The organism is Kibdelosporangium phytohabitans, from assembly GCF_001302585.1.
GTDB lineage: Bacteria > Actinomycetota > Actinomycetes > Mycobacteriales > Pseudonocardiaceae > Kibdelosporangium > Kibdelosporangium phytohabitans.
Window position 1 is genome coordinate 3,548,774 of the sequence record NZ_CP012752.1, and the last position, 24,366, is coordinate 3,573,139.

Consider the following 24,366-nt stretch of genomic DNA (forward strand, 5'->3'; position numbering starts at 1 on the left):
GGGATTGCACCAAAAGACGCCTCCGAAACGACCGAGTGTGGAGCCACGCGTACTGCGATTGCTCGTCCGTTCAGCGGTTGCGTTCTCAGAACGACTGCGAGACTCGACGTCACCGAAGACGAACAGCAGCAGTGCGGGAAGGGTGGCGGGAAACCACACCGCGCCAAGCCCGATGTTGCCTGCCACGTTCTCGCCCCAGGTGCGCTTGAGCATCTCGCTGGACCGCTGCAGTGCCGTGCGTACCCCTCTCCGTTCCAAGACGAGGGCGGGCAACACGAGGCACGTGACTACGTTCCAAGCGATGCCGATCAGGCCGGTGGCGAACCGGCCCAGGAATCCCAGCCGCTCCTCGATTGGAGCGGTCCGAAGTCAGTGGCCGAATGGAGGTCCTGGTCAACCTGTCGTCCGGCAATCTGGTGATCACGCGGGACGACTCCACTGGTACCGGGCTTTGGCCGATCGTGGTGACGATTCGTCGTCACCAGCGCGAGGGTGGCAGCCGCCCGTGGTCAGTGTGGGAAGGCCAACTCGGCGACCGTGGCGTGTGGTCATCAGGAACGGCGTGGCGTGGGTGGGCCAGGCAAGGGCGCGGCCGTGTTCCTTGTACTGGACACGGCGGGCGCGATGGCGGCGTCGCCGGTGAGGCCTGCTCGGCCAGTGCCAGGTCGGTCTCCAGCAACGCCTGGGCGGCATGGCGCACCGCGCTCGCCGTGCTCCTGGCGGCCAGGTCGATCCCGAGCTGGGCGACGTCTCCTTGGCAGGCGTCACGCATCCAGGTCAGGGAAGAGTGAACCGGTAAAGTTGGCTGCGCTCCGACTGCAGTGCCTGGGCGCGTGTGGTGAGCGGCTGAGGACTTCTCGTCGGTAAAGCTCAGCGCAGCGCGTGGGTAACGGTACGGTCGTGGGCCAGGACGCAGCAGGCCAGCAGGCACGATGACAGGCCGTCCAGCGGCGTCCAGCGGCGTCCAGACGTTCGGCGGTTGCCGCCCGACCTCGGTGGCTCCCTCACAGGCCCGGCCCGTGCCCGGGCGTCACGAGGGCGTTCAAGTCGCGGTGCCTGCGATCATCGAGGAATACAGGGGGCTGGCTACCGGGTGGAGTGCGCCGCTTCGTACGCGTCGATCACGGTTGTGGAGATGCGTCCGCGTCCGGATACGGTATATCCGTTGTGGCGGGCCCATTCGCGGATCGCTGTGGTGCGGTTGCGGTTGGCCGCTGTGGCGACGGCGGTGGGTGGTGCACTGCGCCGGGCAGTACGGCCGGTGCGGCGGGCGTGGTTGACGAAATCGTCCAGGTGGTCACGCAGTCTGGTGGCGTTGTTGTCGGTGAGGTCGATCTCGTAGCTGACATCGTCGAGTCCGAACTTGACGGTGGTGATGTCGTCGGACATCGAGCCGTCCACGTCGTCGACCAGGTGGACGACAATCTTCTGGGCCATGGTGGCACCTGCTTTCCTACCGGTGATGGCGTTGCGGGACCCTTTCGAGCCGTGGAGACACTGGCTGAATGACGCAGCCGGGTGCCTGGTTGAGGTACCCGGCTGCGCAGAATCCCTTTGTGGCCGCTACGTGACGTGCCCCAGCGGCACCCTGGACTCGTCTGGGACACGTCACGCGGCGAGTAGTCAAGGAGTGTGATCGGCCCGTCCTGGGGGGGCGGTCGATCACGGTGACCGTGAGGCGACTCCCGCCGCCTCACGGTCGCGTGTGGACGGTGTTACTTCTTGCCGCCCAGCAGGTGGCCGGCCGAGCCGATCAGGCCGCCGCCACCGTTGCCGCTGGTGTTGTCCGAGCCGGCGGCGTTTCCGACGGCGTGGCCGTTGGAGCTGCTGCCCGCACCGGTGGCGCCGTGGGTGTTGTCACCGGCCTGCGAGGAACCCTGGTTGGAGGTGCAGGAGTTGTCCTCGATGGTGGTGGAGACGTTGCCGTTGCTCAACACGTTGATGTGCGGCTGCTTGGCCAGCTCGTCCACGTCGACCGCGACCGGCACCAGGCCGACCAGGCTCTGCGCGTTGAGGTCTTCCAGCGGGCGGTTGGCAACGCAGCCCAGGTTCGGCGACACGTTGGCGTTGTTCAGGGCGTTCACGGGCACCAGGCCCTGCTGGACGACGTTGTTGTCGTTGCTGTCGCTGCCGTGCGCGATCTTCTTGCCGTGCGTGGGCTTCTTGGCGTCGGAGTCCTTGGCGTGCGCGGTGACCTTGATGCTGTCCTGGCTGTCGGCCGGCTCACCAGCGAACGCGGAACCGCCGGCCGCCGCGAAACCGGCCGCGGACAGGGCAGCGACAATGACAGCCTTCTTGAACAAACCCATGACGTTACTCATTCCTTTCGGGCGCAGGCCCGGAAACTCGGTGATGGTGCGCCGAGGGGAAACAAGCCGGTAAAGATGTTCGACCCTCTGCGAGAAGTAGAGTACAACAAACGCGCAGTGGCGAAACACCGATGACACCATCGAGTGATCAATCGAAGTTTTTAGCGTTCGCTGGTGATAGCCAAGCGCACGTCGACGCGTTGACCGCAGGTCATGACGGACCCGACTGTTCCGCGATGCCCAAACGTGAAACCGGGAGTGGGAGGAATGCGGCGATGCCTTTCTGCTAACGTGACGAACCACGTTGACACCACAGCATCACCCCGCCTTCAACGGTATGTCGCCACCGCTCGTCCCTTCGACGAGCGCCTGACGGCTGACCAGCCATGCCCTCCCATTGTTGCTGGTGGGAGGTGTGCTCAGGGTGCGTACAAGACAATCACCAGGCTCTCCACGAGGGCGACGCCCACAATAGGCCGCACGTTTTTCCTATTAGATGTGCGTGTTGCCGCACGTCGAGAGCAAACTGAAGCGTGGGTGTCAGCAGGTGGGGGGATCTCCCGGCCTGTGAGGATGCGGCGGGATCGGGCGGGAGATCCGGAGTCCGGTACCCGGCGGCACCGGAATCCCCCACGCGACGGCTGCGCGAATCGGCTATGACAAATGGCAGGGGCGCGCCCGGCGCTGCGGTGATTCCATGGGTCCATGAGTTGCTCGCCGCCGACGGATCGGTCGTGGCGCACACGGATGGGGTGGGCAACCGGTGGAATCTGCACGTCGCCGGAAAGGACTGCCGGTTCGAGCGGCATCACGCCACGGCTACTCGATGATCGGCGCGAACGGGAAACCGGCCGGTTCGATCGACCGGACCGGCAACGGGACCTCCGATGCCACCGCTGACCTGGGTGATCTCGAACTCGGGGCGCAGGTGTTCGCGGTCGTGCTGCTGCGCTGGCGGCGCCAGCGCGTCAAGGCGGGAGTCCTGGGAGCCACACTGGCCCGCGGTTGACCGGTCCACAGTGGTCAACAACGCCGGTATCGTCCAGCCCGCTGACGCGTCGTGGTAACCGGCCCGCTCGATGGCCCGGACCAGCTGGCGTGGCGAAAACTCGTCAACACCAAGGTTTTCAGGCAATCCGGCGCGCAAGACACCGGCGGGGAGCACGGCCCGCGCGGTATCATCGGTGAGTCTGCCGAGCTTCTCGGCTTCGCCCGCGTTCGCCTCGGCGCAGTCGCCGAGCGTGCCGATCCTCCCGAGCAGGGCGGGGGATGCCGTTGACCGGTGGCGTTTCCGGTACGCGTCAACGGTGATCGTAGCGGTGAAGTGGTATTCGTTGCTGTACCGGAACTTGAGGCGGTCTTGGGATGAGCAGGGTTGTGGTGGTGGGTGGCGGGCTCGTCGGGTTGTCGACGGCGATGATGCTCACCCAGGAAGGCATGGATGTCACCGTCCTGGAGCAGGACGCAGGGCAACTGCCGGATTCCCCGGCGCAGGCGTGGTCGAGCTGGCCGAGAAGCGGCGTCGGTCAGTTCCAGCAGGCGCACATCCTCCAGGCACCGGCGTACGGGATTCTCCGTGACCGGATACCCGAAGCGCTGGACGTTCTGCGGGACGCGGACGCGACGAGGTTCGACGTCAGCCTGGCGATGCCACCGAGCGTCGAGGACCGCACCCCACGCCCGGGCGACGACAAGTTCGACACCCTCATCACTCGGCGAGCTGTCCTGGAACACGCGGTGGCGAGCCGCGTTCGCCAGTCGGTCGACATCCGCCGGGGTGTCAAGGTGGCCGGACTGATCGCTGGATCGTCCACTATGGATGGTGTACCGCACGTGGCGGGCGTGCGCACGGCCGATGGTGCGGAGATTCGCGCGGACCTCGTCGTCGACGCGTCCGGCCGCCGGACGCGCCTGCCGGACTGGCTCGCGCAACTCGGGGCCAGGCCACCGCAGGAGGAGACCTGGGACGGCAGGACCGCGTACTACACTCGGTTCTTCCGCTCGGCTGACGGGAAAATCCCGGACATGTCCGGCGGCGGGCTGTTGCTCCAGTACTTCGACAGCTATTCGATCATCGTCATCCCGGCCGACCGCGGGCACTGGTCGGTGACCGTCGTCGTTCACTCGTTCGACCAGGATCTGAAGGAGCTGCGCCACGTCGAGAAGTGGACGGACCTGATCCGGGCCTGCCCGAATCACGCGCACCTGCTCGAAGGTGAGGCCGAGGGCGGGATGTTGATCATGGGCGGGAACGGGGACAGGCTCCGCCGGTTCGTGGTGGACGGCAAACCGATCGCGACCGGACTGCTCGCCGTCGGCGACGTGGTGGCGACGACGAACCCCACCTATGGACGTGGGATCTACCTGGGGCTCGCGCAGGCCGTCGGCACCACCGAACTCGTCCGGGACCACCTGCACGACCCGCTCGAACTGGCTCAGGAACACGACACGATGCTGGCGGAGCGGGTGGTTCCCTGCTACCGCGACACCGTGCACCTCAGCCAGAACCGTGCCGACCAGGTCGCCGCGGTGGTCAACGGCCACCCTGTCGAGACGCCCGCCGACGGCGAACGACCGGCACATGACCTGTTCGTCGCCGGCTATCACGACGCTGACCTGTTTCGGGTCATCCTGGAGAGCGGGTTGATGGCGACTCCCCTGGAGGAGTTGCTCGCCCGCCCGGGGGTGGTCGACCGCGCCACGGTGGCGGCGAAGGGGCTGGAGATGCCGGTTCCAGCGGGTCCGGCGCGCCCCGAGCTGCTCCGGATGCTGGCCGGCTGATCTCCGGGCAGTTCGTGCAGTGCCGGGATGCCGCTCATGGCTCGCTGGTGTCGAGCTCCAGCACCTGCTGTAGTCCCATGGTGAGCAGGCGTACGGCCTCCGTGTACCGGCCTGTCCGCTGGTCTTCTTCGTTGCCGCGCCGAGTTCTGAAGTGCAGGGAGGAGAAGAACCGCTCGAAGACCTCGAAGGCGTCGCGCCGGATCCGAAGATCCGTCATCGGCCCGGCGGCGTCGCCCGCGTCGGCGACGTAGGCGTTGAGAAAGCGGTCGACCCGCTCGCGGGTCAGCGGGATGTACCACGGGGGAGCGGCGACGAGCCCACCGATGTAGGCCAGGTCCTGCGCGGGGTCGCCGATCTCCACCAGTGCGAAGCGGCGCAACCGGGTGAAGGCCGGTTCGGCTCCGGTGATGTGCTGTTCCACTCCCGGTGAAAGTCGTGCGACTTCAGGGTCGGCGAGTATCTCCGGGTGCGCGCCGCGCCACCACGCGAGGCTGTCGGCCAGCCGCGCCGTCAGGGACAGGCAGACCGCCCGGTCTTGTTCGGCGCGGTGACCTCGCCTGCCGTCGCGAACGGGGTGCGGTGCAGCGCGGCGAGTTGTCGTGCGTGTGCCAGCAGCAGCTTGTCGTCCCAGTCCTGGGCAGCGACTTCGTGCCCTGGCACGAACCCGGTGACCATGAACGGCGCGCCGAGGGCGTCTGCCGACTCCTCCAGCAACACGGCACGTGGCCCGAGGTCCGGTGGTGCCCGCTTCAGGCCGGCGATCTCGGCGGCCATCGGGCGGGGCAACTCGTCGACCGGCCGCCGACGGATCCGCAGTACCAGCGGGTCGGCGCCGGCTACTCGCACCAGCCACGCCGCGTAACTCTCGCCGGTGCCGATCACGCTGACTTCGGGTTCGCTTCCCGGCGGCAACTCGACGCGGTCGACGTTGGCGCGGACCCAGTCGGCGATGCCGGCTGCGGTGTCAGTCATCGGGTTACTCCTCGCGGAGACGCTCGGCCCATCTCCGCAGCACGCTGGCGGTGAAGGCGGGCTGTGCCATTTGACGGGCTGGGATTGTTCGATCTGGCGCTTCGTGGACGTGGCGAAAGCGATTGGGCCGGGGTGGCGGTGAGCCGCCACCCCGGCCTGCGCAGGACCGGCGCCTGATGCCCCCAGGCCGCGCCCGCCCCGGCTTCCATCCCGCACGGGTCCAAGCCCCGCGAGGGTCCCCCAGCCTTGCGTTCCCCCTGCCCACCTCGCCCTGATCATCAGTGCAGCACATCGCTCTGACGAACCACTTACTGCCGGCTAACCGGGCATACTGCGGGGGTGGCTGCACGGGCAGTGGTCGTCGGTGGGGGCGGGAGCACGGGTTTCGCCTGGGCATGGGGTGTGATCGCCGGGCTGGCCGGCGCCGGGGTGGATCTTTCCGCCGCTGACCTGGTGATCGGCACCTCCGGTGGCGCTGCCGCGGCGGTGGAGCTGGCGGGCGGCGGCGACCCCCGTGGGCTGATCGGGTTCATGATGAAACCGCCTCGGCAGACCGGCGAGCCGGGTGTCCGCGGGACAGCCACCGGATTCAGCCAGGTGTTGCGGGAGCTGATCGGATCGGGCCTCGGCGGCCCGGAGATCCGCGCCCGGCTCGGCGCGTTCGCCCGGTCGGCCGAAACCGTCTCCCAGGCCGAGTGCCTGCGGGTCGTGAAGGGTTATCTCACTGTTCACCAATGGCCGGCTTCCCGGGTGGTGATCGCCGCGGTCGACGTCGACTCGGGTGAGTTGACTGCTTTCTCGCGGGATTCCGGGGTGCCTTTGGTCGACGCCGTCGCGGCCAGTTGCGCGGTGCCCGGGATATATCCGCCGATCACGATCGGTGACCGCGACTACTTCGACGGAATGGTGCGTTCGCCTGTCAACGCCGAACTCGCCGCCGGGTGTGACCGGGTTGTCGTCCTCGCGCCCATCCCGGAGATCCGAGGACTGCCCGGTGCCGCGTTGCCGGACCAACTCGGGCCCATCGAGGCCGCTGGGGGCCGGACGCTGCTGCTGAGCCCGGACCAGCGAGCCCGCGCGCTGATGGGCCGCGAGACGATGGATCTGTCCCGCCGTCCCGAGATCACCCAGGCCGGGCTTGACCACGGCGCACGGGTCGCGGCCGAGCTAGCCGAGTTCTGGCGCGTCTGACAACTGCGCGATCACGTCGTTGAGCGTGCAGCCGCCGAGCAGGTTCACCACGGGCACGGTCACGCCGAGGTCGCGTTCGACCCGGTTCCTCAGTTCCATCGCCATCAGCGAGTCCATCCCGGTCCTGGTCAGCGGCTGGTCCCGGCTCACCCGGTCGACCGTGGTCCCCAGCACCTGCGCGGTGTACTCGACCAGCAGTTGCGCCACGTCGGCTCGCGCGGGCACCGGCGCGGCAACCGCCACCGGCTGTGGGGCGTGCACGAGCCCGCGCAGGATCGGTGATTGAGCCGCTTGCGGGTGCGCGTCCGCCCACTGCGCCCAGTTGACCGGCAGGACGACCACGTGCCCGGCCCGCGCGCGCAGCAACCGCTCCAGGATCGAGATCCCGGCCCGCGTGGTCACGCCGCCCATGCCGGTGGGCAGGGTCCGTTGCCACTGCGACGCCTGGCGCGCCGCCATCCCGGTCTGCGACCAGAATCCCCAGCCGATGCTGGTCGCGGGCTTGCCTTGGAGACGTCGCCGGCGTGCGAACGCGTCCAGGTAGGCGTTCGCGGCGGCGTACCCCGCGATCAACGGCGACCCCAGCACGGTCGAGCCCGAGGAGAACAACGCGAGGAAGTCCAGGTCCGGCAACAGCCGGTCGAGCACTTGTGTGCCCTGCACCTTGGGCCGCACCACGTCGAACGTCGCCTCGACGAGCGGGCCGTAGTCCATCAGCCCGGCCGCGTGGAACACGCCACGAACGCCCGGCCAGCCACGGGCCTCGATTCCGGCGAGGACGCCGCGCATCGCGGACTCGTCGGCGACGTCGGCGGACTGGTAGTGCGTGCGCGGGTCGGTCGCGCCTGCGGGGGAGCGGCCAACGAGCTGGACGTGTCGCGCACCGCTTGCCAGCAGCCAGTCGGTGACTTCGCGGCCGATCCCGCCGAGACCGCCGGTCACCAGGTAGGTGGCGTCCGGCCGGATCAGCGGGGCGTGGTCGGCGGCAGCGGACTGGTCGAACTCCAGCAGGATCTTGCCGACGTGCCCGGCTCTGGCCATCAGCCTGAACGCAGCGGGGGCCTGCCTGGCCGGGAAGGTCTGGCTGGGCAACGGCGCGAAGTCGCCGGCCGCCACCCGGTCGAGCACGGACCGCATCAGCCCGGCGACCTTGTCTGGGTCCACCCGCCACATGCTTTCCAGGTCCACGACGTGGAACGAGATGTTGTGCGCCAGATCCCGCAGTGCGATCCGGCCACCGTCCACAATGTCCCGCTTGGTCAGTTCGACGTACCGGCCGCCCGGGCGCAGCAGTTCCAGGTTCTTCTGGATCGCGTCGCCGGTCAGCGTGTTCAGCACGACGTCGACGCCCGCGCCGTGCGTCGCCGCCCGGAACACCTCGGCGAAGTCGAGCGAACGGGAGTCGGCCACGTGCTTGATGCCCATCGTGCGGAGCAGGGCGCGTTTCTCCGGGCTGCCCGCGGTCGCGTAGATCTCCGCGCCGCGCCACCGGGCGACCTGGATCGCTGCCAGTCCGACGCCGCCGGTGCCGGTGTGGATCAGCACCCGTTCGCCCGGCTGGGTGCTGGCCAGGGTGTGGAGCGAGTAGTACGCGGTCAGCAAGGCGATCGGCATGGTCGCCGCGTCCGCGAGCGCGACCCCGGCGGGGATCTTGAAGACCAGCGGCACCTTGGCGATCGTGCGTGACGACAGCCCCAAGGTGCCGATCGCGATGACCTCGTCACCCGGTCGCAGGCCGGGAACCAGCTGCCCGGTCTCGACCACGGTCCCGACGCACTCCACGCCGGGGTCGGGCATGGATTCCTCCGGCGCGGGGTCCAAACCCATGAGCCGCAGCATGTCGCCGTAGTTCAGGGCCGCGTACGCGGTGCTGATCGCGACTTCACCGGAGCCCGGCCCGCGGTCGGGCAGGTCTTCGGCGACGAGCGCGTCCAGCGTGCCGCGGGATTTCGCGGTCATCCGGTGGGGCACGGCGGTTTCGGGCACCGCGTAGCGCGCGAGCCGGGCGACGTACCGCGCCGCGCCTCGCAGTGCGACCTGGTCCTCGTCGGAGTTCGCGATCAGTTCGCGGTACAACGCCACCGCGTTGTCCGTGTCGGCCAGGACCGGCCGCAGCCGGGGGTGTTCCTGGGCGAGGGTGCGTCCGAGTCCCCACAGCATCGCCTGGTGCGGGGACACGTCCCGGTCGCCGGGGATCTCCTGCGCCCCGCTGGTGACCAGCCACAGCCTGGTCCGGCCGGCCAGTTGCCGGACCAGGCCGACCACGCCGGGCAGGTCCGGCCCGCGCAGATCGACCACGCCGTGCAGCGGCACATCGTCGGAGAGGCTGGTCAGCACGCGGTGGCCGTCGCGTGCCAGCAGATCGCGGAGTTCGCCGCCGATCCGGCCCGAACCCAGGACGACCCAGTTGCCCGGCGCCAGCGCCGGGTCCGGTACCCGCGCCCGCTGCCAGACCACCTCGTGCAGCCAGTCGTCCACATCGGACTCGGCCGCCGGGGTGCTGACGTACTTCAGGCGAACACCCAGCAGGTCGACCAGGAGCCCGCCGTCCGGGCCGAAGACCGTGATGTCGCCGAGCACCCCGTCGCCGGGCTGGCTCGGCCCGAGCTTGGCGTGCGCCCACAGCTGGGCGCCGGGCAGGTGGTGGACCCGGCCGGTGGCGATCGCGCTCAGCACGAAGGCGCCTGCCAGCCGGTCGGCAGCGCCTGCCAAAGCCTGCCCGCACGCGTCCAGCAGCACCGGGTGGAAGTGGAAACCGCTGGTGGTCAACGTGTCCGGGCACGTGATCCGGGCGAGCACCTCGCCGTCGCCGAGCCACGCCTCGGTGACGGCTTGGAACCGTGCTTCCCATTGGTTTCCGGCGTCGGTGATCCGCCGGTAGAAGTCCGTTGACGGCAGGTGTGTGGCGCAGCGCCCGCGGATCGCGTCCAGTGGTTCGACGGGGGCCCTCGGGACCGGACCGAGCCGGATCTCGCCCGTGGCGTGGGTGATCACATCGCCGCCCGCGCGGCTGCCGATCTCCACTGCGCACGAGTCGACGCCCTGCAACAGGCTGACTCTGACCACGCGTTCCCGGTCGAGCACCAGCGGCTGCCGGATGGTCACGCCGCTGAACTGGAACGGGCGCTCGCCGAAAGCCCGCCGCACGGCGGCCACCGTGAGTTCGCAGTAGCCGGAGCCCGGCAGGATCGCGACGCCCTGCACCTGGTGGTCGACCAGGTAGGGGTTGCGGTCGAGGCTGATCGGGCCTTCCCAGACGCGCTCGGGGCCTTCCTCGCCCAGCAGCGGATGCGCCGGGGCCTCGACCGCGCGGGGCAGGATCCAGTAGGACTCGCGATCCCACCGGTACGGCGGCAGGGTGACCAGCCGGGCTCCCGGCTCACGCCAGTCCACGTCGCCACCGAGCGTCCACAGTGAACCGAACGCGCCGAGCATGGCGCTCTGGCCGGACTCGTTCCTGCGCAGCGAGCCGATCGCGGTCCGGCCCGCGTCCTCGATCGCGGGCAGCAGCACCGGGTGCGGGCTGATCTCCACGAAGATCACGGGGTCCGGTGTCGCCGCGACCGCGTCGGCGAACCGCACCGGCTCACGGAAGTTGCGCGCCCAGTACCGTGCGTCCAGCGTGGACCCGTCGACGATCTCACCGAGAACCGTCGAGCGGAACGGGACCACGCCGTCGACCGGCGAGATGTCCGCGAGCCGGGACACGAGCTCGTCCCGCAGCGGTTGCACCAGCGGGCTGTGCGCGGCGAACCCGACGTCCAACAGTCGGCAGAACACACCTTTGGCCTGCAACGACTCGACGACCTCGCGCAGCGCCCGGACGTCACCGGACATCGTGGTCGAGTGTGGACCGTTGGCCGCCGCGACCCAGACGTCCCTGCCCACCAGGAACTCCTCGAGTTCCGCCTCGGGCAACGCCACGGACGCCATCCCGCCGCCGGTGGCCGTTGTGGCGAGCCTGCTGCGGTGGCAGATGACCGCGGCGGCGTCCGTGACGCTCAGCGCCCCGGCGACCTGTGCCGCGGCGACTTCGCCCATGCTGTGCCCGATCACCAGGTCCGGCTGGACGCCACGGGACTGCCACACCGCGGCCAGCCCGGCCTGGACCGCCCAGAGCACCGGCTGGACCACGTCGGCCGACTCCATCGGCTGGCCGTTGAGCTGCTGGAGGATCGACCAGCCGTGTTCCTTGTGGACGGCCTCGTCGCATTCCTCCAGCACGGCACGGAAGACCGGCGACGCCACCAGCAGGTCCTTGGCCATCCCGGGCCACTGCGATCCCTGGCCGGAGAACACGAACGCGAGCTTGGCGCCCGGCTGGGCCTTGACCGGCCGGGCGGTCTTGATCTTCTCGGCCAGTTCGGCGGCGGACGACCCGGTGACCGCCACGCGGTGGTCGTGGGCGTGCCGCCGGGCCGAGGCGCTGTGGCACACGTCGCCGAGCGGGAAATCCTCCTTGGCCAGGTAGTCCGCGTACTCCTCGGCGAGGTCCAGCAGTGCCCCGGGTGTGTGCGCGGACAACGCGAGCACGCGTTCGGCGTCCGAAGTGGATCGAGGAACCCGGGGAGGTGCCTGGGCCAGCACGACGTGGACGTTGGTTCCGGAAATGCCGAGTGAGGTCACCCCCGCGTGCCACGGCCTGTCGCGTTCGGGCAACGGTGTCAGCGTTGTCGGTACGGTGACCGGAAGGCCGTCCCAGTCGATGGCCGGGTTCGGTGTGCTGAAGTGCAGGTTCGGCGGAACCATCCCGTGGTGCAGGCACAACGCCGCTTTGATCAGCGCGGCGACGCCCGCCGCGCTCTCGGTGTGCCCGATGTTGGTCTTCACCGAGCCGACGAGGAACGGCTCGCGCCTGCCGCGCCCCAGCACGGCGCCGAGCGCCTCGAACTCGGCGGGGTCGCCGACCGCCGTCCCCGCGCCGTGCGCCTCGACGTAGTCGACGTCGGCCGGGGTGATCTTCGCGTCGAGCAACGCGTTGGACAGGACTTCACGCTGGCCCTGCACGGCCGGGCGGCCCGACGAAACACCCGACCCGCCGTCGTTGTTCGCGCTCGCGCCCATGATCACGGCGTAGATCCGGTCGTCCGCCGCGATCGCGTCGTCCAGCCGTTTCAGCACGACCAGGCCGACACCTTCGGACCGGACGTACCCGTCCGCGCTCGCGTCGCCGAACTTGCAGCGGCCGTCCGGGGACAGCACGCCGACCCTGGACAGGCCGGGCAGGCTGTGCGGGGCCAGGATCAGGTTCACCCCACCGGCCAGCGCGGTCGTCGCCTGCCCGCTGCGCAGGCTCTCGCACGCCAGTTGCACCGCCAGCAACGACGACGAGCACCCGGTGTCCAGCGACATGCTCGGGCCGCGGAAGTCGAACGAGTGCGAGAGCCGCCCGGAGAGCATGCTGCGGGCGCTGGACAGCAGGCCGTGCATGTCCACCGAGGCGTTGCGGCGCATGAGTTCCCAGTAGTCGGCACCCATCTGGCCGATGAACACGCCTGTCCTGGTCCCGGCGAGGGCGCGCGGATCCTGTCCCGCGTCCTCCAGCGCCTCCCAGACTGTCTCGAGCAGCAGCCGTTGCTGCGGGTCCATCCGGTGCGCCTCGCGCGGCGTCACACCGAAGAACTCCGGGTCGAACAGGTCGATGCCGGACAGGAAACCGCCCTTGAGGTACGCCTCGTCCAACGCCTCCCTGCGCAGCCCGCAGGCGGCCAGCCGGTCGGCGGGCATCTCACCGACGGCGTCGCGCCCGGCGCACAGCGTCCGCCAGAACTCCAGCGGGCCGTGCGCCGAGGGAAACCTGCAGCCGATGCCGACGATGGCCAACGGAGTACGGGACTCGACGGACATCAGTCCTCCACGAACGCAGGGCCGTTCTTGCGGGGTGCAACTCTCCGCCGCAGGTCGGCGATGAACTGGTCGGCCTGGCGCCTGCCGCATTCGTACCCGGTTTCGGTGTGCAGGTCCAGTGCCCGGCCCGCGGCCTCGGCGGCGGGCGCGTGGTGTCCCGAGTCGAGTTCGATCCGCGCCAGCACGAGCAACGCCTGTCCCTCGCACTGCGCGAACTGGCGATCCCGCGCCTCGGCGATCGCCTGGTCCACAGTGGCCGACGCCTCCTCGGTCCGGCCGGCGCGCCTGTGCGCCTCCGCCAGCAGCACGAGGCCGTCGATGACCCCGCGGGGGAACTGCGCCTCCCGTGCGATCCGCACGGCGTCGGTGCCGCGTTCCAGTGCGTCCTGGTACCTGCCGAGGCCCAGGTCGACCGCGGCCAGCGAGTTCAACGCGTCGGCCTGGATGGCCGGGACACCGATTTCCCTTGCCAGGCCGAGAGCATCCCGGCCGTACCGCTCAGCCTCATCGTACCGAGCGGTTTCCACGTAAGGAACGGTGATCGTGCACATCACGGTTGCCTCACCGTAGCGGTAACCGATCGATCGGTAGATCTCCAGTGCCGCGGTCTGCTCGGCGATCGCGGTCTCGTAGTCGCCGAGCGCGGCCTTGGCCCGGCCGATGACCTGGTGCGACACGCCTTCGCCGAACCGCGACCCGATCTCCAGCTGGATCGCCAGCGCGCCCTCGTTCTGCGCCAGCGCGTCGTGGAACCGGCCGAGTTCCATGTACACCAGGCCGATGCTGTTCATGATGTTCGCCTCACCCGAACGGTTGCCGACCTCGCGATACCGGTCACGGGCGGGCATCAGGTGCTCGAGCGCCTCGCTGAACCGGCCGGACAGCCAGCACGAGAGACCGGACCATTTCCGCACTTCCGCCTCCGCCGCGGCGTTCCCGGCACGCCGGTGGTGATCACCGGCCGGAACGCCGTGCCGCAACGCCATCTCGTAGTCGCCGAGGCTGAAGTGGACGTGGGCGAGGCTGTGCCGCATGGCCGCCTCACCGTCCACCTCGGAGCGCGCGACGGCCGCGCGCAGCCCGGCCTCGGCCAGGTCCAGCCATTCCCGGCCCGCCATCCGGAAGAACAGGTAGCCGCGGACAGCGTCGGCCAGGTGCCACGCGACCGACAACGACTGGTCGGCGGCGTGGTGGATCGCGGCCGCGAGGTTGGCCCGTTCGGCGTCCAACCAGGCCAGTGCCTGGGTGTCGGACGTGAACGACAGCGGCACGGCGGCGGCGGGCGGTCGTGGCAGCCTGACCGCGGTCGGGTTGAGGATCTCGGCCGCTGCGTCGGTCGTGTGCAGGTACCAGTCGAACAACCGGTGGCGCGCGTCTTCCGCGTCCTGGGCACTGTCCACGGTTCGCTCACGCGCGTACAGCCGCAGCAGGTCGTGCTGCTGGAACCGCCCGGCTGCCGGGACCTCCACCAGGTGCGCGGTGACCAGCCGGTCCATCAGCCTGGCCGCCTGCCTGGTGGGCAGGTCCGCCAGCGCCGCCACCGCGGGCAGGGTGGTGTCCGGGCCGGGGACGGCACCCAGCAGCCGGAACATCCGCCTGGTGTCGGCGTCCAGCTTCTCGTAGGAAAGGTCGAAGGACGCGCGCACGGCGACCTCACGGTCCTCGTCGATCGCCAGTCGCGTGAGCCGTTCGCCTTCGGTCAGTTCACCGAGGTAGTCCTCGATCGTCAGGTACCGCTGGCTGGACAGGTGCGCCGCCGCGATCCGCAACGCCAACGGCAGATGTCCGCACAGCTCGGTGAGCTGGGCGGCGTGCTGTGGTTCGGCCTCCACGCGGGCGGCGCCGATGATCCGCGTGAGCAGCGCCAGTGACTCGCCCGGTGCGAGCACGTCGAGGACCAGCAGGCTGGCACCGTCCACAGCGGTCAGTCCGCGCAGGTCGTCCCGGCTGGTGACGACGACCGGGCAGGACGGGCTGCCCGGCAGCAGCGGCCGTACCTGGTCGGCGGTCGCCGCGTTGTCCAACACCACCAGCATTTGCCGGTCAGCCAGCAAGGACCGGTACATGGCTGCTTGTTCGTCCGGTGTGGCAGGCAGTTTCTCGCGGCCGATGCCGAGTCCTCGCAACAACCGGGCCAGCGCCTCGTCCGGTTCCATCGGCGGAGTGGAGGCGTAGCCGCGCAGGTTCAGGTAGAGCTGGCCATCGGGCGCGCGCTCAGCGTTGCGGTGCGCCCAGTGCAGGGCCAGCGCGGTCTTGCCGACCCCGCCGACCCCGGCGACGGTCACGATGTTCGACGACTCGAACATGTCGTCGAGCGCCTGGACGTGGCCCGCACGTCCGGTGAAGCCGGACACGTTGGCGGGCAGCTGACGCGGGATCGGTGCCGGGCGCACGGCGCTGGTGTCCTCCTGTTGCGCCTCACGGATGGACCGCAACGTCGCGTCGCCCGCCAGGATCCGCTGGTGCAGTTGCTGAAGACCGGGTGTCGGCTGGATCCCCAGCTCGTCGGCCAGCAGCCCGTAGAGTTCCCGGTAGCTGGCCAGTGCCTCGGCCTGCCGGCCGACCCGGAACAACGCGAGCATCAACTGGCCGCGCAACCGTTCGCGCAGCGGGTTGCGGGCCACCAGGACGCCCAGCTCGGACACGACAACCGCGTGTTCCCCGCACGCGAGCCTGCACTCCAGCAGTTCCTCGGTGACTTCCAGGTGCAGATCAGCCAGCCCGCTCGCCCACGCTTCGGCCAGTTCGCCGGGGACCCCTGTGAGCGCCGGGCCACGCCACAACGCCAGCGCCGAGGAGAACAACTCCGCGGCCTCAGCGGGCTCGTCGGTCGCTCGGGCCTTGGCCACCATGTCGTTGAACTCGTCGAGGTCCAGTTCGCCCGGCTCGACCCGCAGCTGGTAGCCGGTGGAATGCGTGATGACGCGGTCCTCGCCGCCGTCCTCCACGTCGGCAAGCGCGCGTCGCAGCCGGGACAGGCTGGTGTGCAGCGCCGCCGCGGCCCCGGCGGGCGGGTTCGCGCCCCAGCTCGCGGTGGCGATCCGCTCGGTCGGCACGACCCGGTTGGCCGACATGATCAGCTCGGAGACCAGGGCCACCTGCTTGGCCCCGCCGAGTCTCGCCACGCCACCGGCACCAGCCACCTCGACCGGACCGAGGACCCGAAACCGCATCGCCACTCCTGCTTCGCTCGCCCGCGCGGCCCAATAGGGTTGGGCACGACCCAACGTAGGCGAGCAGAGCGGCGGCTGGGGAGTCTTCGTGGACGACGTGCTGGCCGGACAGGCCATTTACCGCAAGGACGTGCTGTCCTTCTACGACTTCTCGGTGAACCACGTGACCATGCCGTGGTTCTGGCGGTGCCCGGTGGCGGAGGTCCAGAGCCTCTACGACGCCAGCGTCGGCGCACGGCACCTGGAGATGGGGGTGGGAACGGGATACCTGCCCGCACACGCTCAGTTCCCAGTGCCTGACCCGAGAATCACTCTGGTGGACCTGAACCCTGCGCCATTGGCGTACACAGCCCGGAGACTGTCACAGTACGCGACTACGCTGGTGCGAGCGAACGTGCTCGAACCGTTGCCGGTGCAGGGACCTTTCGACTCGGCCGCGATGAACTTCCTGCTGCACTGCGTGCCGGGGTCCATCGAGGACAAGGGCGTGATCCTGCGCAACGCCGCGGCTGTGGTGAAGCCGGGCGGGATCGTGTTCGGCAGCACGATCCTGTCATCCGACGTCCCGGTGACACCCCAGGCGCGGCTGCTGATGAAGGTGTTCAACGCACGCGGGATCTTCCACAACGACCGGGACACCCTGGCCGGCCTGCGAACCGTGCTCTCCGGATTCGACCGGCACAAGCTGGTCGTACGGGGCTGCGTCGCGCTGTTCCGCGTGCGCCCGTGAGCGTTGCGCCGACCCAGCGGTCAGCTGATCAGCAGCGGCGCGTCCCAGCCGGTGACCGGTGGCCTGCCTGTGGCGTGGCAGTGCAGGGCGAGCGCGATGCCCGCCGCGCCTTCCAGGTATCCGGGGCGGTCGAGGGGCCTGATCGAGCCGGGGTAGTCGTACCGGAAGCCGAACGGTGCTTCCGGGTCGTAGGCCTTCTCGAGGCGCACCGCGAACTCGTCCGCGGTTTCGGCGTAGTACGGGTCCCCGGTGTCGAACGCCATCCGTGCGGCGATCTGCAACAGGCCCGCCCAGCCGTGGCACAGCCCGGCGTCCCGGATCCGACTGTGCCCGGTGAGGGCGATGGTGAACGCGCCGCGCAACGCGTCGTGCGCGGTCTCCCGCCATGACGCGTCGTCCAGCGCTGTTCCGGCCAGGAACAACGCGCGTCCGATACCAGCGGCGCCGTAACACCACACCTCGCGGTACCTGCCCGCGGGCGAGGGCCCGTCCACGGTGACCGAGTACGGCCAGAACGGGCCTGATTCGTCGTCGAGCCGCCACTTGCGCATCAACGACAGGATGCGCAGCACGGCTTCCTCGTGCCCGGGCACTGCCACCCCGGCCTGCCAGGCGAGCGCCAGCAGTGCCAGCGGGCCACCCACGCCGTGCGCCATCCCGAAGTTGAGGTGCCCGCCTTGTCCTTCGGCCGGGGTGCCCGCCGTGTCGTGGTGGTTCCACCACGCCGGCATGCGCCGCCCTTGCAGGTCGACGTCGTCGGCGCGCGCGATGTCCACCAGTGTCGCCAGCACATCCTCCAGGGCGGCCAGCACGTCCTGGTTCCCGGTCGACTGGTGGCGGGCCAGCAGGTACCTGCCGACACCGGTGACGCCCACGGGAACGTCGTAGCCCGACCACCCGCCGATCGCTTGGCCGTCGGCGATCCTCGCGCGGTCGCGGGCGGCGAGCGCCCGGCATTCCCGGCTGATCGCCTGGTCCAACTGCGTGAGCATCGTCTGGTAGCCACCGGACTCCGCTGCCGCCGCGTGCGCCGCGAACGCCAGTGCAGTGAGACCGCCGAACAGACCCCCGCCCGGTCGTGGGGCCGTTGAGGCGAGCGCGGCCTGCAGATGGGCGTGAGCGTGCTCGCGCAGCGCCGCGTCACCCGCACTGAGCTCCGCGTAAAGAAGCGCCAGCGCGGGATGGCCGTCGGACAGCCCTGCCGGTGTCCACAGTGTGATGTCCTGGGTGTCCGTCCGCAACGCGTTGCCAGGAGCGTCTGTCGTGGCCGCCACCCAGGCGGGGTCGGCGAGCCGGTCGGTCAGTTCGGTCACGATGTACGTCGTCATCGGCGTTCCTGTCGTTCGCGGTCCTGGTGGGCCTGCACGACACCGCGGGCGATGGCGTAGGCGTCACGCTCCTCGCCGAGGGCGGCGCCGCTCAGGCGGTTGTGGTGCACGTGAAGCATCGAGGCGAACGGACCCGACACCTCGCCGCTGCCGGCGGCGCGTAGCGCTCGCGCGTAGTCCTGGATCAACGGAGCCCGTCGTCGCCAGCTGTCCAGCAGGTCCTGACCGCCGGGTAGCGCGGCCAGGTGGTCCCGTCCCGTGAGCAGCCGGACGGCCTCGCGCCGGCACTGCTGGAACGCCTTGTGGTGTTCGTCTTTCGCGAACGTCCTGAGCAGCCAGTCCTGCCACCCGTCGGCGCCGTGCAGCGACCGCGCCAGGTCGAGGTGGTTGGCGGCGAGCAGCAGGTTCATCGGCAACTGCAGCTTTCCTTGCTCGCGCAGGACGAGTTGCTCGAGCACGCACTGCGAGTCCGCGTGGAACGCGCGCTCGGCGGCGTCGATGGCACCAGGCCCGCCGTATCGGGTGATCTCCGGCTGGTACGTGCCGGTCGCCATCTCGGCGATCAGTCCGGCCTCGATGAGCTCGGCCGCCCACCGGTGCACGACGGGTAGTAGTTCGCTGTTGAGCACGTCCGGTTCACCGTGGAAACGGACACGCAGGTGATGCGCCGGATCGGCGTAGCGCAGGAAGAACCACCGGTCGCTGAGCGGCTGTGCCCGCGCCACCAGTGCGGGCAAATGGTGGGCGAGCAGCTCGGTGTGCCTGCCGCGGTTGGCGTACACCTTGAGGTACAGCCATTCCCCGCCCGGTGGGTACGACCGGCTGGCGAAAGGGCGCGCAACCGCTGCGGTCGTGGCCCGCGGCGGCGCGGGGCGCCGCGGCACGACCGGCACGACCACCTCAGCGGCGTGCCCGCGTGCCCAGCCGGAGCCGAACTCGCCGCCTGCCGGTTGCTCGCGCAGGACCAGCTCCGGACGTTTCCTGAGGTCCGCGCGCAACAGTTCCGCGGCGGCTGGGGAGTCGAGGTCGAGCCTGATCCGGCGGTCGGCCGCGGCGGTGGCGTACACGATCCGCGGCACGGACCAGTCGGCTCGCCAGCGCTCGAAGAGCCGGGACCACTCGTCGCGGCCGAGGTCCGCACGCAGTCGCGGGTCGGGCAGCCAGCGCGCCGGGCTGAGCACTGTGCGGCCGTGGCGGATCCGGGGCAGGTACGGCAGATCCGCTGCGGCGCCCCAGTGCCACGACGGCCACGACGGGGTGCGGCTCTCGCCGATCTCGATCAGCAGGCGCACCGGGTTCGGCACCGCGAGGTTCGGGTTGAGCGAGTGGAACACCAGGGGCGCGACCTCGCGCCCGTCCAGCAGCGACACCACGGCGAACCGGTCGAAGCCCGCGGTGATTCCCAGGTGGTCGAGGCTCAGTTCGTGCGGGCGCTCGGCGTACGCGCCGAACACCAGCACCTCACTGGTCAGTCTCGGCACCTGCGTGACGTTGGCCATCCGGGGATGCAGCGGCGGCGTGATCACCTGTGCCGGGATCACCCCGTCCTCGGCGACGAGGTCCGCGGCCACCGCGCTGATCTTGTCGCGCAGCTGGGGGACCAGCGGCAGGAACCGGCCGAACAACGCGCCCACCCGGGTGAAGTTCACGTCACCACCGCCGACGAGCCGGAACTCGCCGCGCCGCAGGGCGTCTTCGGAGTCAGCGAGGAGCTGGGCGCACATTTCCGCGTACGAACCCCGCTCGCCGGGGGCGCCTGGGCGGGTGAGCCGCTCGATGATGTCCTCGTCCAGCAGCACCTCACGCCTGCCTTGTGCGACCGCTTGCTCGGCCAGCGCGAGCAAGGTGGCATCGCGTTCGGATTCGCTGGGGCGTTGGGTGCCTGCCGACCGGTTGCCAGGCGGCAACAGGTACCCGGCTGGCGGGCCGATACCGCGTTCCGGGTCGAGCAGGTCCTTGATGCCCACCACCGTGCCGATGCCGTACCGGTCGATGAATTCGCTGCGGTACGCCGCGAGCGGGTCGGCGGGGGCCAGCCCCGGCGGGGCCACCCGCCAGGCAACCTCGGCGGCGGCGGCCAGTTCGTCTGCGACCGCGGTGGGCAGTACGAGATCGGCATCCATGCCGAGATCGACGTGCAGCAGCTGCGCCTGGTCGTGGATGCCGCGCATCGTGGCCGTCACGGTGCGCAGCGCGTCGAGTCCATGGCCGACCGGGGTGGCGGCGTAGCGGTCGAGTTCGTCGCGGACTTTCGCGAGTTCGGGCACGGGACCGCCACGGGCCAGCACGTGTTCGATCGGGTCCGCGGCGGTCGCGGGCGGGCGCAGGTCGGTGACCAGGAACTCCGAGCCGACAAGCTGTGTGATCAGCTTGATGAGCACCTCTTCGCCCACCTGCGGGAATTCCGCGCGCAGCCGCGCGAGCAGCGCCGGGACGGCGATCGGGGTGTGCGCGGTCGCCAGTGCGATACGCACCGGGCGGGTGTACCGCACCGTGCGCTCCCGGTCGTCCGGGCCCCGGACGCCACTTTCCTCCGGTACCAAGGCAAGCACGAGCCGGTCACCGCGGGGGAAGGACAGGTCGTTGCGGACCACCCGCAGACGGCGGAGCACCGCCGGATCAGTCTCGCGGGTCCGGATCACCTCGGCCAGCCAGCTCCGGTCCACGCGTACGTGCCTGCGGTGCCCGGTCCCGACGCGGACCTTCGGCTGGTCGTCGAACCGGGCCGCTGCCACGCCTGCCATCAGCCCGAACGGGGTCGGCCGCTGCGTCATCCTGGCCAGGTACCGGTTGAGCGACAGCGCGGCGCGGCGTCGCCTGGCCGGGTCGGTCAGCGCACCGACGGCGAACTTGCCCACAGCGGCTGCGAGCGAAGGGCTGGACACCTCGATCGCCTCGCGGACGTAGGGATCGGCGCAGACCTCGCGCAGGAACCCGTCCACGACCTCGGGGCGGTCCAGTTCCTCGTCCAGCGGCGCCGGGTGTTCACCATGCCCCGACGGTCGTGCCGAAAGCCGCATGATCGCGAAGTCGAGCGCACGAAACCGGGTGCCGCCGACCATCACAGCTCTCCTGGGGTCGTTTGCTCAAAGTGGACGCAGGGGTGGGCCGCACCCGGACACGCCACTGGCGCGTCCGGGTGCCCGGCTCAACTGGTCAGCACGAACCGGAATGAGTGCACGCGACTGACGTGCACGGGGAGGTGCAGGTGTTGAGCGCGGCGCTGTCGTGCTCGGGGTGGTCCGCCAGCGCGACACCGGACTCGTTGAGATGCGCGGCCCAGCCGGCTCCCGCCACACCTTCGATTTTCAGGTCGAGATCGAATTCACCCACGGTGTGTACTCCTTTACTTCGGCTGCCGGTGGCGTCTTCCTGGACGAATCCGGCAGCTGTGAAACGAGGACAGTCAGCCCACCAGTGTTGTTTCCGCTGACACCCCGCGATTCGCATCACACACCCGGGCCGCGTGTTCGGCAACGACATTCAGGCTCGAGTGAAAGTCGTGCCGCAAAGGTTTACGTTCCAGCCGGAGTGGTTACGCCGCTGGCGGCGATCCGGCGGATTCGCTTGGTCCGTCAGGGAAGCCGCCACTGCACCGGCCACACTGATACGGCAGCCGTTGCCACCAAAGCGAAACAACGCACGTGAGCGCCGTCCGTAGCGAACGCCCGACGCCAACAGGTCGCTGTGCGCGCCTCAGCTGCCCTCACCGGTGCCCCGGCTGGCGTTCGGGGCGAGGCGCAGCGCGGAGACGAGGAAGAAGATGCCGCCGAGCAGGGCGTAGCCGGCCAGGTTCGTCAATGAGGCGTGCGGGTCGGCGGCCTGGAGCAGGAACGAGGTGCCGGCGATCGTGGAGATGGCACCGCTGGCGATCATCGCCCACTGGCCGCCGAGGTCGCGTCGCCGCAGGGCGACGACGAGCTGCACGAGGCCGGCCAGGACGGCCCAGGCTCCCCACACCCGCAGGACCTCCGGAATCGCGGAGGTGACCGCGAAGACGAGTCCGACGGCGGCGACCAGGCTGATGCCGATGTTGGCGTAGAGCCCCGGATCGGGCCGGCTCGCGCCGGGGGAGCGGGCGTCGACGACGGCGGAACCCACGTCGAACAGCGGGTAGATCACGAGCAGGGTCGCGCTCACCGGCCCGATGCTCGACGCGGTCAGGACGAGCGCGACTGCCCAGAGCAGGGCGAACCCGAAACGGACGAGGTAGAGGCGGCGAAGCGCCGACGCGGTGGTAGCGGGGGCGGAGGTCGTGGTCATGGCTGCGCTCCAGGTAGAAAGACCGTTCTCTCTAGCAAGCGCAGCCTGGCACGACTGCGCGGCAGATGCAAGACCGATCGTTCTTTCTGCTACCGTGAGGTCGTGACCACACGGACGACACCCGCCTCCGACGGCTCAGCGCGAGTGCCGGTCCGGTCCGAGGCGCGAGAGCGGCTGCTGTCCACGGCCAGCGCGCTGTTCTACCGCGAAGGCATCCGGGCGGTCGGGGTCGAGCGGATCCTCGCCGAGGCCCCGGCCACGCGGGCGACGTTCTACCGGCACTTCCCGTCGAAGGAAGACCTCGTGGTCGCGTACCTGCGCGGCGTCGATGCCGACACGCGGGCAGGCGTGCAGGCCGCCGTCGAGGCCGCGCCGTCCCCGGCCGACGCACTGCGCGCGGTCGGCACCGCCATCGCCGACAGCCTGGCCTCGCCCGATTTCCGCGGCTGCGCGTTCCTCAAGGCCGCCGCCGAGTACCCCGACCCCGATGACCGGGTGCGTCAGGTGATCCTCGAACACCGAGCCTGGTACACGGCCACGCTCACCGAACTCTTCGCGCAGGTCTTCGGGGACTCACCGCGGCGCGGCGAACCGGAGCACGCCGCCCGGCACTTCGTCATGATGCGCGACGGCGCCATGAGCGGCGCCCACCTCGACGGCGTCGACAGCGTCGGCGCCGCGTTCCTTCGCGGTGTCGAAGGTCTGCTCACCGTCCTCCACTGAGCACCCGCACAGCTGAACGGCGCCGCCGCTTCTCGGGCAAGAGGAGCACGGCCGTGACGACAACAACGTTGTCCACAGTGGCCTGACTCCCGTCAACGCCCAGTCATTGCCGCGACTCAGGGGCGATGGTGAGCAACAGTGGCGTCGCGGCGCCGAGGCGGGCCGCGGCGTCGGCGAGGATTTCGGCCACCCAACCGGCTGCGTCGCATGACCATTCGACCAGGTCTCCGTACACGACCACGCCGTTGCCGGGTGGGCCGTTCCACAGGTGGTCGCCGAAAGGTGGGCCAGGCATGGTGTCCGGCACAGCGAAGTCGTGGGACCGGTAGGTGAACACGTCTTGCCCAGCCGAGCCGAGGTAGTCGGCGAGATTGTCGGCGATCGCGGGGATCGCGGGATCCTGACCGCTGTTGAGGCCGATCGCGACGGACGTCCTCGATCGAGGGGCACGACCGGCGAACCACGGGCCCGTCCGCGTCGCCGGCACGGGCGCGTAGGCCGGCCGCTGCGAATCGAAAAGGCCCTGCACCGGCAGAAGGACCTGGAGCGCGGACAGCGTCAACGCCCCGGCCAGGGCGGTCGCGTCCACTGCGCACCGCAGGAACGGTTGCACTGGCAGTGGCCGATCGTCGGCCACAGCGCTGGCCTCGACCTGGAACCACGAGACCAGGTTCGTGTCGTCGGTGCCGAGCGGATGTCCCCACCCGGCATCGTTCATGCCCCACAACCCCGGCGCGCGCAGCATGCGGTCCCCAAAGTCCCCTGCCGCTGATCGGTCGTCGAGCCAGCCCATGGCGAGCGACCGGTGGTGGAACAGCGAGTAGGCATCGGCTTCGGGATCGGACCAGTCGTGCGGGACCCATGTTCCGTGCAGCGCGGCGAACATCGTGCCGGCGGTCCGACGAGCCGCGGGCGCGACGCCCGGCTGCGCAGTGATGCCGCCCTCTGACACACGACGTCCTTTCCTGGCCGCATCGCGGCGGAGACGTTCCTTCGCTCAGTACCGTAGCCCACGGCCGGGCTCGTCGTCGCCGAGTGCGACGCGCTCA

General features: G+C 70.0%; 17 protein-coding genes and 1 pseudogene. 6 read left to right on the top strand and 12 right to left on the bottom strand.

Annotated features, from left to right (window positions below; genetic code table 11):
* Nucleotides 1-117 precede the first annotated feature (117 nt).
* A pseudogene (locus AOZ06_RS62090) lies at nt 118-354 on the bottom strand (DUF6159 family protein); the annotation flags it as partial.
* Nucleotides 355-380: 26 nt separating this feature from the next.
* Here AOZ06_RS62090 and AOZ06_RS56325 point away from each other — a divergent pair.
* Complete coding sequence (locus AOZ06_RS56325; protein WP_157233057.1) at nt 381-791, top strand: hypothetical protein; 411 nt, start codon at nt 381-383, stop codon at nt 789-791.
* 295 nt (nt 792-1,086) lie between these two features.
* Here AOZ06_RS56325 and AOZ06_RS16465 read toward each other — a convergent pair whose 3' ends face one another.
* Both AOZ06_RS16465 and AOZ06_RS16470 read right to left on the bottom strand, forming a co-directional pair.
* A complete protein-coding gene (locus tag AOZ06_RS16465) occupies nt 1,087-1,437 on the bottom strand; it encodes a histone-like nucleoid-structuring protein Lsr2 (protein ID WP_054290196.1) in 351 nt (116 codons plus the stop codon).
* Nucleotides 1,438-1,715: 278 nt separating this feature from the next.
* A complete protein-coding gene (locus AOZ06_RS16470) occupies nt 1,716-2,450 on the bottom strand; it encodes a hypothetical protein (RefSeq protein ID WP_157233058.1) in 735 nt (244 codons plus the stop codon).
* Nucleotides 2,451-3,072: 622 nt separating this feature from the next.
* On the opposite strand from AOZ06_RS16470, the gene AOZ06_RS16475 reads away from it, so the two are divergent.
* Together AOZ06_RS16475 and AOZ06_RS16485 are read left to right on the top strand one after the other, a co-directional pair.
* Nucleotides 3,073-3,318 carry a hypothetical protein gene (locus AOZ06_RS16475; RefSeq protein WP_157233059.1) on the top strand — a complete coding sequence of 82 codons (246 nt, stop codon included), beginning with the start codon at nt 3,073-3,075 and terminating at the stop codon, nt 3,316-3,318.
* Nucleotides 3,319-3,674: 356 nt separating this feature from the next.
* Nucleotides 3,675-5,090: an NAD(P)/FAD-dependent oxidoreductase gene (locus tag AOZ06_RS16485; RefSeq protein ID WP_054290200.1), complete on the top strand. Its 1,416-nt coding sequence runs from the start codon at nt 3,675-3,677 to the stop codon at nt 5,088-5,090.
* Between the two features lie 34 nt (nt 5,091-5,124).
* On the opposite strand, the gene AOZ06_RS16490 is transcribed toward AOZ06_RS16485, so the two are convergent.
* Nucleotides 5,125-5,511, bottom strand: coding sequence for a hypothetical protein (locus tag AOZ06_RS16490; RefSeq protein ID WP_054290201.1), 387 nt, complete (start codon nt 5,509-5,511; stop codon nt 5,125-5,127).
* Nucleotides 5,512-5,600: 89 nt separating this feature from the next.
* Nucleotides 5,601-6,062: a phosphotransferase family protein gene (locus AOZ06_RS57820; RefSeq protein ID WP_054290202.1), complete on the bottom strand. Its 462-nt coding sequence runs from the start codon at nt 6,060-6,062 to the stop codon at nt 5,601-5,603.
* Between the two features lie 339 nt (nt 6,063-6,401).
* On the opposite strand from AOZ06_RS57820, the gene AOZ06_RS16500 reads away from it, so the two are divergent.
* Nucleotides 6,402-7,253, top strand: a complete 852-nt coding sequence (locus tag AOZ06_RS16500) for a patatin-like phospholipase family protein (RefSeq protein WP_063810050.1) — start codon at nt 6,402-6,404, stop codon at nt 7,251-7,253.
* Here the strand turns inward: AOZ06_RS16500 and AOZ06_RS16505 are convergent.
* A complete protein-coding gene (locus AOZ06_RS16505; protein WP_054290204.1) occupies nt 7,230-13,100 on the bottom strand; it encodes a type I polyketide synthase in 5,871 nt (1,956 codons plus the stop codon). The two genes, AOZ06_RS16500 and AOZ06_RS16505, sit on opposite strands and share 24 nt — an antisense overlap.
* Nucleotides 13,100-16,273, bottom strand: a complete 3,174-nt coding sequence (locus tag AOZ06_RS16510) for an AfsR/SARP family transcriptional regulator (RefSeq protein WP_054290205.1) — start codon at nt 16,271-16,273, stop codon at nt 13,100-13,102. Before AOZ06_RS16510 ends, AOZ06_RS16505 begins: the two co-directional genes overlap by 1 nt.
* 88 nt (nt 16,274-16,361) lie before the next feature.
* On the opposite strand from AOZ06_RS16510, the gene AOZ06_RS16515 reads away from it, so the two are divergent.
* Nucleotides 16,362-17,003: a class I SAM-dependent methyltransferase gene (locus AOZ06_RS16515; protein ID WP_054290206.1), complete on the top strand. Its 642-nt coding sequence runs from the start codon at nt 16,362-16,364 to the stop codon at nt 17,001-17,003.
* Nucleotides 17,004-17,023: 20 nt separating this feature from the next.
* Here the strand turns inward: AOZ06_RS16515 and AOZ06_RS16520 are convergent, their stop codons facing one another.
* The 4 genes from AOZ06_RS16520 to AOZ06_RS16530 form a co-directional block, all read right to left on the bottom strand.
* Nucleotides 17,024-18,331 (bottom strand): lanthionine synthetase C family protein, encoded by a 1,308-nt coding sequence (locus tag AOZ06_RS16520; protein WP_054290207.1) that lies wholly within the window; start codon nt 18,329-18,331, stop codon nt 17,024-17,026.
* Nucleotides 18,328-21,393 (bottom strand): lantibiotic dehydratase, encoded by a 3,066-nt coding sequence (locus AOZ06_RS16525; RefSeq protein ID WP_054290208.1) that lies wholly within the window; start codon nt 21,391-21,393, stop codon nt 18,328-18,330. The genes AOZ06_RS16520 and AOZ06_RS16525 overlap by 4 nt, the downstream gene beginning before the upstream one ends.
* 94 nt (nt 21,394-21,487) lie before the next feature.
* Nucleotides 21,488-21,664 carry a hypothetical protein gene (locus tag AOZ06_RS56330; protein ID WP_157233060.1) on the bottom strand — a complete coding sequence of 59 codons (177 nt, stop codon included), beginning with the start codon at nt 21,662-21,664 and terminating at the stop codon, nt 21,488-21,490.
* Between the two features lie 363 nt (nt 21,665-22,027).
* A complete protein-coding gene (locus AOZ06_RS16530; protein WP_054290209.1) occupies nt 22,028-22,594 on the bottom strand; it encodes a hypothetical protein in 567 nt (188 codons plus the stop codon).
* Nucleotides 22,595-22,696: 102 nt separating this feature from the next.
* On the opposite strand from AOZ06_RS16530, the gene AOZ06_RS16535 reads away from it, so the two are divergent.
* Nucleotides 22,697-23,317, top strand: a complete 621-nt coding sequence (locus AOZ06_RS16535; protein WP_054290210.1) for a TetR/AcrR family transcriptional regulator — start codon at nt 22,697-22,699, stop codon at nt 23,315-23,317.
* 103 nt (nt 23,318-23,420) lie between these two features.
* Here the strand turns inward: AOZ06_RS16535 and AOZ06_RS16540 are convergent, their stop codons facing one another.
* Complete coding sequence (locus AOZ06_RS16540) at nt 23,421-24,269, bottom strand: hypothetical protein (RefSeq protein ID WP_054290211.1); 849 nt, start codon at nt 24,267-24,269, stop codon at nt 23,421-23,423.
* Nucleotides 24,270-24,366: the final 97 nt, after the last annotated feature.